The sequence below is a fragment of the Neorhizobium sp. LMR1-1-1.1 genome (assembly GCF_040675795.1).
Classification (GTDB): domain Bacteria; phylum Pseudomonadota; class Alphaproteobacteria; order Rhizobiales; family Rhizobiaceae; genus Neorhizobium; species Neorhizobium cellulosilyticum.
The window spans coordinates 1-13,215 of record NZ_JBEGHE010000023.1 but is presented as its reverse complement, the minus strand read 5'-3'; the positions used below and the strand labels follow the sequence as shown (position 1 = coordinate 13,215).

Annotated in this window: 9 protein-coding genes and 2 pseudogenes; 8 read left to right on the top strand and 3 right to left on the bottom strand. The window is 58.0% G+C overall.

Annotated elements, in window-relative coordinates; all coding sequences use genetic code 11:
• Position 1 precedes the first annotated feature (1 nt).
• The 4 genes from galE to MRBLMR1_RS12475 are packed head-to-tail and all read left to right on the top strand — an operon-like array spanning position 2 to position 4,349.
• Positions 2 to 985 (top strand): UDP-glucose 4-epimerase GalE, encoded by a 984-nt coding sequence (gene galE / locus MRBLMR1_RS12490; protein ID WP_500064878.1) that lies wholly within the window; start codon positions 2 to 4, stop codon positions 983 to 985.
• Positions 982 to 2,826: a glycosyltransferase gene (locus MRBLMR1_RS12485; RefSeq protein ID WP_404946110.1), complete on the top strand. Its 1,845-nt coding sequence runs from the start codon at positions 982 to 984 to the stop codon at positions 2,824 to 2,826. The genes galE and MRBLMR1_RS12485 overlap by 4 nt, the downstream gene beginning before the upstream one ends.
• Before the next feature lie 46 nt (positions 2,827 to 2,872).
• A complete protein-coding gene (locus MRBLMR1_RS12480; RefSeq protein WP_404946109.1) occupies positions 2,873 to 3,373 on the top strand; it encodes a DUF995 domain-containing protein in 501 nt (166 codons plus the stop codon).
• A 16-nt stretch (positions 3,374 to 3,389) separates the two neighbouring features.
• Complete coding sequence (locus MRBLMR1_RS12475; protein ID WP_404946108.1) at positions 3,390 to 4,349, top strand: glycoside hydrolase family 26 protein; 960 nt, start codon at positions 3,390 to 3,392, stop codon at positions 4,347 to 4,349.
• Between the two features lie 343 nt (positions 4,350 to 4,692).
• On the opposite strand, the gene MRBLMR1_RS12470 is transcribed toward MRBLMR1_RS12475, so the two are convergent.
• The 3 genes from MRBLMR1_RS12470 to MRBLMR1_RS12460 all read right to left on the bottom strand — a co-directional run bounded on the left by MRBLMR1_RS12470 (position 4,693) and on the right by MRBLMR1_RS12460 (position 9,550).
• The gene (locus MRBLMR1_RS12470; protein WP_404946130.1) at positions 4,693 to 6,756 is read right to left on the bottom strand and encodes an ATP-binding protein; all 2,064 of its coding nucleotides are present in this window, start codon (positions 6,754 to 6,756) and stop codon (positions 4,693 to 4,695) included.
• Positions 6,731 to 8,239, bottom strand: a complete 1,509-nt coding sequence (locus MRBLMR1_RS12465) for an ATPase domain-containing protein (protein ID WP_206827523.1) — start codon at positions 8,237 to 8,239, stop codon at positions 6,731 to 6,733. Before MRBLMR1_RS12465 ends, MRBLMR1_RS12470 begins: the two co-directional genes overlap by 26 nt.
• A gap of 423 nt (positions 8,240 to 8,662) precedes the next feature.
• Positions 8,663 to 9,550, bottom strand: a complete 888-nt coding sequence (locus MRBLMR1_RS12460) for a LysR family transcriptional regulator (RefSeq protein WP_500064876.1) — start codon at positions 9,548 to 9,550, stop codon at positions 8,663 to 8,665.
• Between the two features lie 155 nt (positions 9,551 to 9,705).
• Between MRBLMR1_RS12460 and MRBLMR1_RS12455 the strand changes: the two are divergent.
• The 4 genes and pseudogenes from MRBLMR1_RS12455 to MRBLMR1_RS12440 all read left to right on the top strand — a co-directional run.
• A pseudogene (locus MRBLMR1_RS12455) lies at positions 9,706 to 10,893 on the top strand (MFS transporter).
• Positions 10,890 to 11,330 (top strand): cyclophilin-like fold protein, encoded by a 441-nt coding sequence (locus MRBLMR1_RS12450; protein WP_286194963.1) that lies wholly within the window; start codon positions 10,890 to 10,892, stop codon positions 11,328 to 11,330. The pseudogene MRBLMR1_RS12455 and the gene MRBLMR1_RS12450 overlap by 4 nt, the downstream one beginning before the upstream one ends.
• A 60-nt stretch (positions 11,331 to 11,390) precedes the next feature.
• On the top strand, positions 11,391 to 12,503 hold the full coding sequence (locus MRBLMR1_RS12445) for an alpha/beta hydrolase (RefSeq protein WP_500064874.1): 1,113 nt from the start codon (positions 11,391 to 11,393) through the stop codon (positions 12,501 to 12,503).
• Positions 12,504 to 12,848: 345 nt separating this feature from the next.
• Positions 12,849 to 13,215 (top strand): annotated as a pseudogene (locus MRBLMR1_RS12440) (IS5 family transposase); the annotation flags it as partial.

Below are 13,215 nucleotides of genomic sequence, written 5' to 3'. Positions count from 1 at the left end.
CATGACCGATACCGTCGTCGTGACCGGAGGAGCAGGTTTCATCGGCAGCCATGTCTGCAAGGCGCTTGCGGAAGCTGGTTTCCAGGTAATTGCCCTCGACAATCTCTCCACCGGTCACGCCGACGCAGTTCGCTGGGGGCCGCTGATCCGGCTCGATATCGCAGATTTTGAAAGACTTCGGCAAAACCTTGAGCGTTCCCATGTGCGCTGTGTGATCCACTGTGCCGCCAATGCCTATGTCGGCGAATCCGTCAACGATCCGCGCAAATATTACAGCAACAACGTCATCGGCGGTCTTTCACTGCTGAATGCATGCCTGGCGGCCGGCGTAGGTCACATGGTCTTCTCCAGCAGTTGTGCGACTTATGGGGTGCCGCATCAGCTTCCGATCCGCGAAAACTGTGAGCAGAAGCCGATTAACCCCTATGGCCGTACCAAGCTCGTTTTCGAGCATGCGCTCGAGGATTACGGCAGCGCTTACGGACTTAGCTACGTGGCCCTGCGTTACTTCAATGCCGCCGGAGCAGATCCTGCGGGAGATCTTTCCGAACGGCACGAGCCCGAGACACACCTGATCCCCCGCGCGTTGCAGGCCGCCGCAGGGCGGCTGAACCTGCTCGAAGTATTCGGCACTGACTACGACACCCCCGACGGCACCTGTGTCAGGGATTATGTCCACGTGTCCGATCTCGCTGATGCCCATGTCGCCGCAGTAGGTCATCTTCTCGCCGGAGGCGATACGCTTCGCGTCAATCTCGGCTCGGGGCGTGGGACGTCAATCCGGGAGATCCTGCAGTCCATATCCCACCTCACGGGGCTGCAGGTTCCGGTCGCCTTTCACCCAAGGCGTGCGGGGGATCCGCCGATCCTGTTTGCCGATACGGCCATGGCACATTCAACGCTGGGCTTTGTGCCCTGGCGCTCCGACCTTGCCACAATCATCCGCACGGCCGGCCCGACATTTGGTCTGGAGATTGTCCGATGATGAGAAAGATCAACATCCCGGCCCGGCATCAGAACGTCGTCGATCAGTCGATGCTTGAACCCATCTTCTGCGGGCGGCAAAAGCTTTTCTACGGTATTGGTGCGTTCATATGGCTTGCTGCGGTCATCCATTTCTGGCGCTGGTGGCTGCAGCCGGAACATGTCGGCAACTGGCCGCTGTTCATATCGATGAGCGTCATTCTCGCTTGGATCACACTCATCCCGTTCTATTTCATCGCAATCTTCTTCGGCGCACGACGCATGAAGGCCTCCGTCCCGCCCCCGAATGGACGGATTGCCATGGTGGTCACCAAGGCCCCGTCAGAACCCTTCAGCGTCGTGCGCCGAACCCTGCTTGCTATGCTCGACCAGGTCGAAATGGACTATGATGTCTGGCTGGCCGACGAGGACCCATCCGAAGAGACGCGAAAATTCTGCAATGAGCGCGGCGTGTTCATTTCCACGCGCAAGGGCGTGGAAGCATATCATAGGTCCGAATGGCCGCGCCGCACGCGCTGCAAGGAGGGCAATCTCGCCTATTTCTACGATCAGTACGGTTATGACCGATATGACTTCGTTGCACAGTTCGATGCGGATCACGTGCCGGAACTCACTTATCTCAGAGAGGTGATGAAGCCCTTTTCCGATCCGGCAGTCGGTTATGTCTCTGCGCCGAGCATATGTGATGCCAATGCGAAAGAAAGTTGGGCAGCGCGCGGCCGGCTTTACGTCGAAGCGAGCCTGCACGGCGCCTTGCAGGTCGGATACAATAATGGATGGGCGCCACTATGCATTGGCTCCCACTATGCCGTGCGTACGAAGGCGCTGAAACAGATCGGCGGACTGGGTCCGGAACTTGCCGAAGATCATTCCACCACTTTGATGATGAATGCCGGCGGATGGCGTGGTGTTCATGCCGTCGATGCGATCGCTCACGGCGACGGCCCTGCCACCTTCGCAGACCTTGCCGTCCAGGAATTTCAGTGGTCACGCAGCCTGACGAGCCTGCTGCTGCAATATTCGCCGCATCTGATCGGCAGGCTGCCTTCAAGGCTGAGGTTTCAGTTCGTCTTTTCGCAACTGTGGTATCCGCTGTTTTCCCTCTTTATGGCGGTCATGTTTGCCATGCCGCTCCTTTCGCTGGCGACCGGCCGTGCATTCGCGGAGGTAAGCTATGCGCAGTTTCTGCAGCATTTCATGCCCCTCTCGATCGTGCTCGTCGGGCTGGCATTCTTCTGGCGTTCAACGGGGCTTTATCGTCCATGCGGTGCCAAACTGTTCGGCTGGGAGGGCATGCTCTTCCTTTTGGTCCGCTGGCCATGGTCGCTAGCCGGTACCCTGATGGCGGTTCGTGACACCCTCGGCAGCCGCTTTGTCGACTTTCGCATTACGCCCAAGGGCGAGCAGTCGCGAATGCTACCGACAAGGATCATTCTTCCCTATCTCGCCCTGGCCGCCTGCAGCGCGGCGGCCATGGTCGGCGCACCGGAGGTGAACGAGACGCGTGGTTTCTATATCTTCGCAGCGATCAACACGCTTGCCTATGCGACAGTTGCGACATTGATCGCCTTCAGGCATGGCCGGGAAAACGGCATGCTCACAGTGGCGCGGGCCAAAGGCATCACGATGGCATCCCTTTGTGCTGTCGCTGCCGTTCTCGTCGGCGGCGGGCAACTGGGCCAACACGCCGTAGGCTCCGTCGAGGCACTTTCCTACGGCCAGAACATCGTCAGCTTCAGCGAAACACGCTTCACCGTGGCAGGCGCCGGTCATCGCAGCCGGACCAAGATCACGACGTTCCGTTTCCACTGGAACGGCTTTGGTGCGCAACAGGATATCTAGACCGGTTTCTCACCCGGATGTTTGCGTTGAGAACAAGGAGGAGACAATGAAACAGAAACATCTATGGCTGGCTGGCGTCTTCCTCGTCACCGTCCTGGGGCCTTTGCCTGCCCTGGCCGAGAAGACGTTTACACCGCCGCCGACCGCCCCCGTTCCGGCCTCGGAACTGAAGGCGATATACGGCGACAGGACTTGGCTTTGGAGCGCGGGCGGAGGACGGTTCGATACCGGTGACAATCGTTTCTCCGCCTATACACGTGAAGGCGGCAAGCCGTCGGTGGGCCAGGGACGCTGGGTCGTTGATGACAATGGAAAGCTCTGCATTCTGGCAAAATGGTATGCCAGCAACAGCAACGCGCGCGCTGCGACCTGTTTCGGCCATGTCAGGATCGGCGATACCATCTTCCAGCGGCGCCATCCCTTCGGTCACTGGTATGTGTTCCGCCATGCGCCGGAGCGTAAGGGCGATGAATCTGCCAAGATTGTCAGCGCCGACACGGTCGCATCGCATATTCGCAAGTGGCAGGCATCAACATCTGGAAATTGACGGAAGGAGGCCCGTTATGAAATCGATCGACAGACGACAATTCGTCGGAGCAGGCATAGCGACCATTGCAGTGGCTGGCGCCTGTCATTTTGCCCTCGCACAGGGGGAAAACCTGTTATCGGCGACCGCCGGTAGCCGTATCCGGGACAAACGTCCGACAGTGCATACGCCGGGACTGAGGTTCGGCGCCTATGATCCGCACGGAGATTTTGCCGAACAGGCGAATGTAACGACCGAGGCGTTGTTCATGCCCTGGGAGGATGTAGACCTATCGTCATTACCCGCAGCCGACGCTTATGCCCTGCAACGCAAGCGTAACCTGCTGATCACCGTGGAGCCGTGGTCATGGGACGAAAATTTCCGTCTCACTTCCGGCGAGCTCCAGACACGTATCCTCAATGGCACATACGATCGGAACATGCGCGAAATCGCACATCTGATCGGACAGCTGAAGAGCCCGGCCGTCGTTCGCTGGGCGCAGGAAATGGAAGATCGTGAAAGTCGCTTCTCCTGGGCAGGCTGGAGGCCTGACGCCTATATAACCGCCTACCGCAGAATGATGGATATCGTCAGAAAGGAAGCGCCGAAAGCGCAGTTGATGTGGTCGCCCAAGGGCGTTCCCGGCTTGCGGGACTATTATCCCGGCAGCAATTACGTCGATTATGTCGGCCTGTCGGTTTTCGGGCTCGAGGCATTCGACAGGATTGCCCACGGAAATCCGCGCAGCTTCAGCGACAATCTTCTTCAGGGATACGGTCTTGTCGAAGAATTCTCCAAACCCGTCTGGGTGGCCGAACTGGGCTATGAAGGCGGCGACGGCTATCTGACTGCTTGGATGGGCGACGTCACACGAGATCGCGAAGAATTTCCGCTTCTTGAAGAGGTCGTCTATTTCAATGACCGCGAGGTTCATCCTTGGCCCTATAACCTAGGCAAACCGGATTGGAGGGTCGTACGAACCGGTAGCTTGGGGTAGCGGATAGACACTGCGATGAAAACCGATTGTGCGTTGGTGATCTGGGCATCTTCTCGGCTGAAATCCACTTTGCCGCCAGAAGTAGCTGCTAAAGCGGCACTGTCGAACCCTAAGGCGAATGGGTACATCTCAACGAGCCGTGAGCCGTGCAACAAGTAACTGGGAGATGGATGCCGATGGAGCATGCCAGGCATTCAATGCAATAGACGAGTTAGGCACAGGTTGCGGTTTGAAACAGTTCGGCTGCTTTAACCGACAATAACCGGCTATTGACTGTGAATCACTATTCGATGATCAGCATTTATCCCGCTCTGTTTTGTAATGAAGCAACAGGGCTTATTGTTCAATGGGTGGTCAACTTCCCGATTTCGGCTGAAAGCTGGTCTTGGGTGTACGGCTTTCCAAGGCGCGCAAAATCGAGCCCCACGCCCGGCGGCAACTCCGCATAGCCGGAAGCGATCAGGATTGGCAGGCTCGGCAGCACGGCTCTCGCCGCCATTGCAAGCTCACCGCCGTTCATTCCTGGCATAGAGAAATCGGTGATCATCAGGTCGAAGCCGTTGCCATCACCGAGACACTCGAGCGCCTCGCGGCCGGAATGCGCCTCGACGACATCATGTCCCAAATCGGTTAGCATGTCCGCCGAGCTCATGGCGATAAGCGCGTCATCATCGACAAGCAGGATCCGCAGGGGCCTTGCTGCGGCAGCGGCCTTCTCAACAGCCATCTTAGCGACATCCGGCCGGATTTCGTCGTCATTCGACACGGGGATCCACAATTCGGCGGTGGTGCCTACACCCACTTTGCTGGTCAGCTTCAGATCGCCTTTGAGCTGCAGTGCCAGCCCATGGATCATCGAAAGGCCAAGACCTGTGCCCTTGCCAAGTTCCTTGGTCGAAAAGAACGGTTCGACGGATTTTTTCAAAGTTGCTGCGTCCATGCCCACCCCCTGGTCGGTGACGGACACAACAACATAGCGGCCAGCCGAAAGTGTCCCTTGGGGAGTGACCTGTTCCGCTTGCCTGAGCTCGATGCGCAGGGAGCCGCCTCCCGGCATGGCGTCTCGGGCATTGACGGCAAGATTGAGCAGGGCGAGTTCGACCTGGTTCGAATCCGCGGATACCGATGGCAGATGGTCCGGAACGATAATTTGGATTAGAATGGTGGTGCCGACCGAGCGCTTCAGCAAATCCTCCAGGCCAAACACAAGTCCACGCAGATCTACCGGACCGATCTGGAGATCTTGCCGGCGGGCAAAGGCCAGCAGTCTTTGGGTAAGCGATGCGCCGCGCCTAGCGCCCTGCATGGCTCCGTCGATCAGCCGTTCTGCCTTGGCATCTCCGGCATCATGCTTTCGCAAGAGCTCGAGATTACCAAGCACCGCCATCAGCAGATTGTTGAAATCGTGCGCAACACCGCCGGTCAGCTGGCCAATCGCCTCCATCTTCTGGGCCTGGCGCAATTGCTCCTCTGCGTGCTGGCGCTGCGAGATCTCTGCCATGACGATGGCGTGGGCGTCTTCGAGCTCCTTCGTTCGTTCAAGAACCCTTTCCTCCAGCACTTCGTTCAGACGACGCTGCTGCTCCTCTTGGCGAATGCGGTCTGTAATGTCTGCCGATACGCCGACCAGTTTGATGGCTTGGCCGGCACGGTCCCGATAGAGCTGCGCACGAATCTCTGCCCAGTGTTGTGAGCCATCCGGCCAGATCGTGCGGTAATCGATCGAATAGTCTCGGCCTGTTGTGATCGTCAGATCAACCGACGCTCTCATTCGCTCGATGTCGTGGGGATGGATACTGGCAATCAGGTCCTCGTAAGTGAAATGCTCCTCTGAGCCACGACCAAAAACGCTCCGACATGTCGGCGACGTCGTCAGTACCATTGTGGCGAGGTCAAGCTCCCAGGCACCAAGGTGGCCAGCTTCCAGTGCAGTCTGCAGGCGCCGTTCACCTTCGTCGAGCGCCTCGATCCTGAGGCGCGCCTCGAATTGGCGACGTCGTCCCCGCAATGCTGAACGGGCGACACTGACGAATGTTGTGGCGTGAAACGGCCGCTCGATGAAGCTGACATTGCCGAGCACTTCCGACAGGCGAGATGCAGCCGGATTGCGCTCCGGCCCTCCGCCGCGATTTGTCAGGATAATGAAAGGAAGATCGGACCAGCTTGGCTGCCTCTCGATCCAAGCCGAAAGCCCGCGCAAGTCGCTTGATCGCACCGCCTCTTCCGTGACGACGGCAAAAGACACGTCGTCACCAAGCGCCTCGACAAACCCGACAAGGTCTGGGATGACGCGACTTTCGATGCCTGCCGCTGCAAGGAGGGAGGCAGCGATCTGAGCATCGCGGCCGCGCGGGGCATGAATCAGGCCAATGGCGTTGCGATTAGGAATTGTTGCGGTCCTCGTCAGAAAGCGCCATCAGGGGGCCGCGTTCACCGACAAAGGTCGGCACGCCGCGTAGCACGCCCTGAAAGCCCGAAAGCGCCTCGCCGACGGTAAGGCCAGCATTGCTGATCTTGAATTCGCGTATCGTGTCCTCATGTCTGCCAGTACGTTTCTTGATCACCGAAATAGCACGCCTGACCTTACCCATGGCTTCGAAATAGCGGAGCAAGATGACCGTGTCGGCAAGGTAGGTCACATCAACCGGCGACTTCATGTCCCCGACAAGACCATGCTGTGCCACGGTCAGGAATGTGTTGGCGCCCTGTCGATTAAGATACTGCAACAGCTCGTGCATGTGCAGGATCAGAGCATTTTCGCCGGGCATGGATGCCTGATATCCGTTGATACTGTCGATGACGACGGTCTTGGCATCGAAACCCGCGACCCGATCACGGACGCGCTGTGCGAATTCACCGGGCGAAAGCTCTGCGGCATCGAGCTGTTCGATGTGGAGGAGACCTTCGTCTCGCATCTGTTCGAGATCGAGGCCCATAGCCTTGGTCCGCGCGAACAGCAGGCCAAGCTCCTCGTCGAAGAGAAACACCCCCGCTTTTTCTCCGCGCTTGACCGCGGCCTCGACAAACTGCATAGAAAAGAAGCTCTTGCCCGTGCCGGCCGGGCCTATCAGCAGCGTGCTGGAACCTCGCTCGATGCCACCGCCAAGCAGGTCGTCGAATTCGGCAATACCACTCTTCAATGTTGTGCGCTCGAAGTTGACCCTGTGCTCAACTGCCCTCAAGCGAGGGAAGACGGCTACGCCGCCTGTCCTGATAATAAAGTCGTGATAGCCACCGCGAAAGGCTTGGCCACGATATTTGATGACCCTCAGCCGCCGGCGTTCCGCCCCATAGTCCGGAGCAAGCTGCTCCAGATGAACAACACCATGAACGACGCTGTGGACCGTCTTGTCGAACTGATCGGATGTCATATCATCGAGCAACAGAACCGTTGCTTCTGAGCGCGAGAAGTAATGCTTGAGCGCCAAAATCTGTCGGCGATAGCGAAGCGAGCTTTGTGCAAGGAGGCGGATTTCGGACAGGCTGTCGATAACGACACGATGCGGCTTCACCCGCTCAAATGCCTCGAAAATCAGCTTAGTTGTTTCACCAAGCTCCAGATCAGACGAATAGAGCAAGCTCTGCTGCTGATCCTCGTCGAGGAGGCTTTCGGGTGGAACCAGCTCAAAAATTTCGATCGTGTCGCCAAAGTCGATGCCATGTGAGAGTGCACTATCCCTAAGCTCGTCTTCCGTCTCGGACAGACTGATATAAAGACACCGCTCCTTGAGTGAGGCGCCCTCAAGGAGAAACTGCAACGCAATAGTCGTCTTTCCGGCACCAGGAGATCCTTCAAGCAGGAATACATGACGACGGGTCAGGCCTCCGGCAAGAATATCATCCAGACCTTCAACGCCTGTCCGTGCTTTTTCCGTCTTAAGGTCTGTCATGTGCTCTCCTTGAGACCATGTGAATTAGTGTGCTACTCCAACCAAACAAGGCAGTGCCCCATAAACCTTTACCTGTCGGGGCGCTCGAATTTACGTGCGCTCGCGACACATAAACGAGCGATAATCCGTGTTTGTTTCATTGGCTGGCCAACTGTGACGTTGCGCTCAAGTAAGGGGATCTGCAGATCAAGCCGATGAGCATTCACTATCAACAACCCGCTGTCTCATATCGACGGTGGACGCAGCGACGCGATCAAGCCCGCCAGCTCTTGCAATGTATAGCGCTTGGTCGGCGGACTGTGAAAAGGGCCGACTGAGAAAGTTCACCTCACACTGTTGTCACTCCGATGCTGATGGTGACATGTCCCTTTGGCTCGCCAAGCCGATGGTACTGGGAAGGTGCGGGCGTGACAAAGCGTAAACTCAAACCTTCAAGGCATCGACAATCACCTTGAATGCCGGCGAGTTCTGCCGGCGGCTCGGATAATAGAGATAGTAGCCCGGAAACATCGGGGACCAATCATCCAGGATTTGGACAAGCCGCCCGGAAGCGATCTCGTCCACGACGAGGCTTTCCGGCACGTAAGCGATGCCATAGCCGCTGACCGCGGCGCCTATCATCGCATAGGACGTGTTGAAAATCAGCTGCCCGTCGACTCGAACACGGACTTCCCGGCCATCCTTTCCGAACTCCCAGGCATAGAGCCCACCAGCGCTCGCTTGCCGGTGGTTGATACAGTCGTGGCCAACCAGATCCTGGGGTGTCCTGGGAGTAGCATGCGCCGACAGATATTCTGGAGAGGCGACTGCGACCAGGCGCCAGTCGGGACCAATTCGGACGGCGATCATGTCCTTGTCGACGCTCTCGCCAAGACGAACACCTGCGTCGAACTTCTCTTCGACAATGTTTCGAAACCCGTTGTCCATATTGAGCTCAACCCTGACGTCGGGATAATGGCGCAGAACGGACCGAAGTTTCGGCCATACCACGCTTTCCTGCGCATAGTCCGACAGGGTGATCCGAACGGTCCCGGACGGCTTGTCCCGGATCTCCATCAGTTCGTCGATCTCGGTTTCGAGCTCCTCGATCCTCGGTGCCAGCGAACGTATCAACCTTTCGCCGGCTTCTGTCGGGGAAACGTTACGTGTCGTGCGGGTTAAAAGTCGCAACCCCATGCGAGCCTCAAGCCGCTTGATCGTGTGGCTGATCGTCGATTGAGACGTTCCGAGCTTGGCCGCGGCTTTCGTGAAGCTGCGCTCCTCGGCAACCGCCAGAAACCAAAGCATGTCATTCAGGTCTTCGCGCTTCATCAGCAGCCCTCAAGCTTAGTCATTCATGTCATGAATCGATAAGTGCAAGAGGATTGCAATGGCTAATCATGACAGTCGCGTCAGACTATATTTTGGCCATGACCTATCAAGCTCAGCAAAGAACAGACGACATCGGCCCATTCGGGCCAGACGCGATACTCAAAAATGCGCCAGACACCAAAGTAACGGTTGCTGCCTGGGGCGCTGTCTTCTCGCTGGCGCTTTGCGTCGCCGTCCTGATCGCATCGGAATTCATGCCTGTCGCCCTTCTGTCGCCGATCGCCACAGATCTCGATGTGACCGAAGGACATGCGGGCCAGGCGATCTCGATTTCCGGCGTCTTCGCGGTGGTGACAAGTCTCTTCGTTGCAGGGCTGACGCAGCGGATCGACCGGCGTGTGGTGGTGACGTCGTTTTCGCTGTTCCTGATCGTCTCCGGAACTATCGTAACCTTCGCCCCGAACTATCTGGTGCTGATGATAGGCCGCGCTCTGCTCGGCGTGGCGATCGGCGGCTTCTGGTCGATGTCGGCGGCGGTCGTCATGCGGCTGGTACCCGAACAATCTGTTCCCAAGGGACTGGCGATGCTCAATGCAGGCAATGCCATTGCGGCGACGATATCTGCGCCGCTCGGCAGTTTTCTCGGGAACTATGTCGGTTGGCGTGGAGCATTCTTCGCGGTCGTGCCGCTGGCGCTGTTGTCTCTCGTCTGGCAGTGGGTCACCCTTCCCTCGTTACCGCCGAAACGCAGCGAAGGCCCGAGCAACGTCTTCAGGCTGCTCACCCATTCTCAGGTCGCTATTGGCATGGCGTCCATCATGCTGCTCTTCATGGGCCAGTTCGCACTGTTCACCTACCTGCGCCCCTTTTTGGAAACCGTGACGAACGTGTCCATCTCCACACTCTCGCTTTTGCTCCTGTTGATGGGGCTCGCGGGTGTCGCTGGGACATATGGGGTGAGCCACCTTCTCCAGAAGCGGCTGTTCAGTATCCTCGGTGCGATCCCTCTCATCATGGCCGTGATTGCACTCGGATTGATCGCTTTCGGCTCATCGGTCACGGCCACAGCTCTCCTGCTGTTAGCTTGGGGATTGTTCGCCACAGCCGCGCCTGTCGGCTGGGGCACCTGGCTGACCCGGACGATGCCCGACGATGCTGAGGCGGGCGGCGGCCTGCAGGTCGCGACAATCTAGTTGGCCATTACACTGGGCGCTTCATTCGGAGGGATACTGTTCGACAGCGCCGGCTGGGGGACGACATTTCTGCTCGCCGCTTTGCTCCTTGCCGCTTCATCGACCCTCGCATTCGCAGCCGGGCCGATGGCACGAAGGGTCTGGCCATGATCGACCGCCGTTCCGCGATCGTAGCGATGGTCGCCATGGCTTCAGCTCCGGCGTGGTCACACGCACAGTCGAATAAAATGGGACGCGCCATGAAGTTCAAGATGACATTCAGCGATCACCAGATGGCAGCAACCCTCGACGAAAGCCCGGCGTCGCTGGAGCTTTTCGGATTGCTGCCACTCGATCTCAAGATCGAGGACTACTCGACCAACGAAAAGATCGCCTATCTGCCGCGCAAGCTGACCAAACATCAGGATGTCCCTTTTGGCGACGGGCGTCCAGGCGACATCGCCTATTTCGCGCCTTGGGGCAATCTCGTCTTCTACCACGCCGACTACCGGCATTCGAGAGGGCTGATCCGTCTCGGCCGCTTCGATCTCGGTTTCGAGCCGCTTCTTACCCGAGGGGAGTTTCCACTTCGGATCATTCCGATCTGAACGCTCCCGCCGATGCCACCGTGGCCCAGTTTCAAACTCAACAAATGAAGGAGACAGCAAATGACTAACAAGCAAGCACTCAATGACGCGCAGCCCCTGAACTCCAGTATCGACAGACGCAATCTCCTGAAGATGTCGAGCGCCGCCGCGGCCGCTCTCGGCATGATGTCCATTTTCAACACCAGTTTTGCAGAGGCACAAGACATGTCCAACGGCGCCGCCAATTTCTACACCAGCGACAGGGTGACCCTTCAGAAGGTCACCTTCAAAACCCAGTACCAGACGCATGTCGCGGGCAACCTCTATCTCCCCAAGGATCTCAACCAGGCGGCAAAGAACCCGGCCATCATCGTCGGCCACCCCATGGGTGCTGTCAAAGAGCAGAGCGCCAACCTCTATGCGACCAAGATGGCCGAGCAGGGTTTTGTCGCCATGTCGATCGATCTGCCTTTCTGGGGCGAGAGCGAAGGACAATCTCGCAATCTTGTGTCCCCTGAAGTCTATGCTGAGGCATTCAGTGCCGGCATAGATTTCCTCGGTTCGCATGTCTTCGTGGATCGCCAAAGGATCGGCGCGATCGGGGTATGCGGCAGTGGTAGTTTTGTCATCAGCGCCGCCAAGATCGATCCGCGCATCAAGGCAATTGCCACCGTCAGCATGTACGATATGGGAGCTGCCTTCCGTGACGCCCTGAACAAGTCGCAGACGGTCGAGCAGCGCAAGCAGTTCATCGCAGCAGCGGCCGAGCAGCGCTGGGCTGAAGCCGACGGTGGAGCAATCGAGTATGTCGGCGGAACGACGCTCGCCCTTACGGCAGACACAGATCCGGTGCAGCGCGAATTCTACGATTACTATCGCACGCCGCGGGGCGAGTTTACCCCCACCGGCGCCACGCCCCAGACGACAACGAAGCCGACGATGAGCAGTATCGTCAAATTCGCGAACTTCTATCCGTTCAACGACATCGAGACGATCTCCCCTCGCCCGATGCTGTTCATCTCCGGCGACCAGGCCCATTCGAAGGAATTTAGCGAAGACGCTTACAAGCGCGCGTCCGAGCCGAAGGAACTGGTATGGGTCAAGGGAGCGGGCCATGTCGATCTCTACGACCGCGTCGATCTGATCCCGTTCGACAAGCTCAACAGCTTCTTCGACCAGCACCTCACCGCCTGACGTCATCTCATAATGCGCCGGCCGGCCATTCCCGTAGCCCAGGACGGGATCGGCCGGCGCATGCGGCTGCATCAATCGTCTGTAGGCGCCCCTCTTGCCGGTTGCAATGCCAGCCTTTCTCGTTCTCAGCCTTGCCGATTGGTAGCTCGACAATTTCGCCCACGAACTATTTGGGACGGTAATCTGGTGATAAACAGGGTCTGGTTCGGACACCTGTTCCGAGGCCGGCACGACCTGAAGTGCACCATCATTGTAACGCTCCAGACACCGGCGACGACTAGGCCGCGTCCCCATAAACGGGGTTCATCTTGTCGGCGGTGTGTGATTCAATCTCCTTGAAAGGAGATTGCCATGCGCCGTCACGAATTGAGCGACGAAGAATGGGCTGTCATCGCACCACTTCTGCCGACCAATACCCGTGGAATTGAACGTGTTGACGACCGCCGAGTGATCAATGGCATCCTGTGGCGTTTCAGGACTGGTTCGTCCTGGCGCGACGTGCCAGAGCGTTATGGTCCGCGCACGACGCTCTACAATCGTTTCTCCCGTTGGCGCAAAGCAGGTGTCTGGGATCGCCTTCTGGACGCCGTTTCAAAGCGTTACGACGGCGACATCGTGATGATCGATTCATCCTGTGTCCGCGTTCACCAACATGGTGCCAACGCTAAAAAGGGGGATCTGCCGATCCTTGCATGGGACGTTCGCGTGGCGG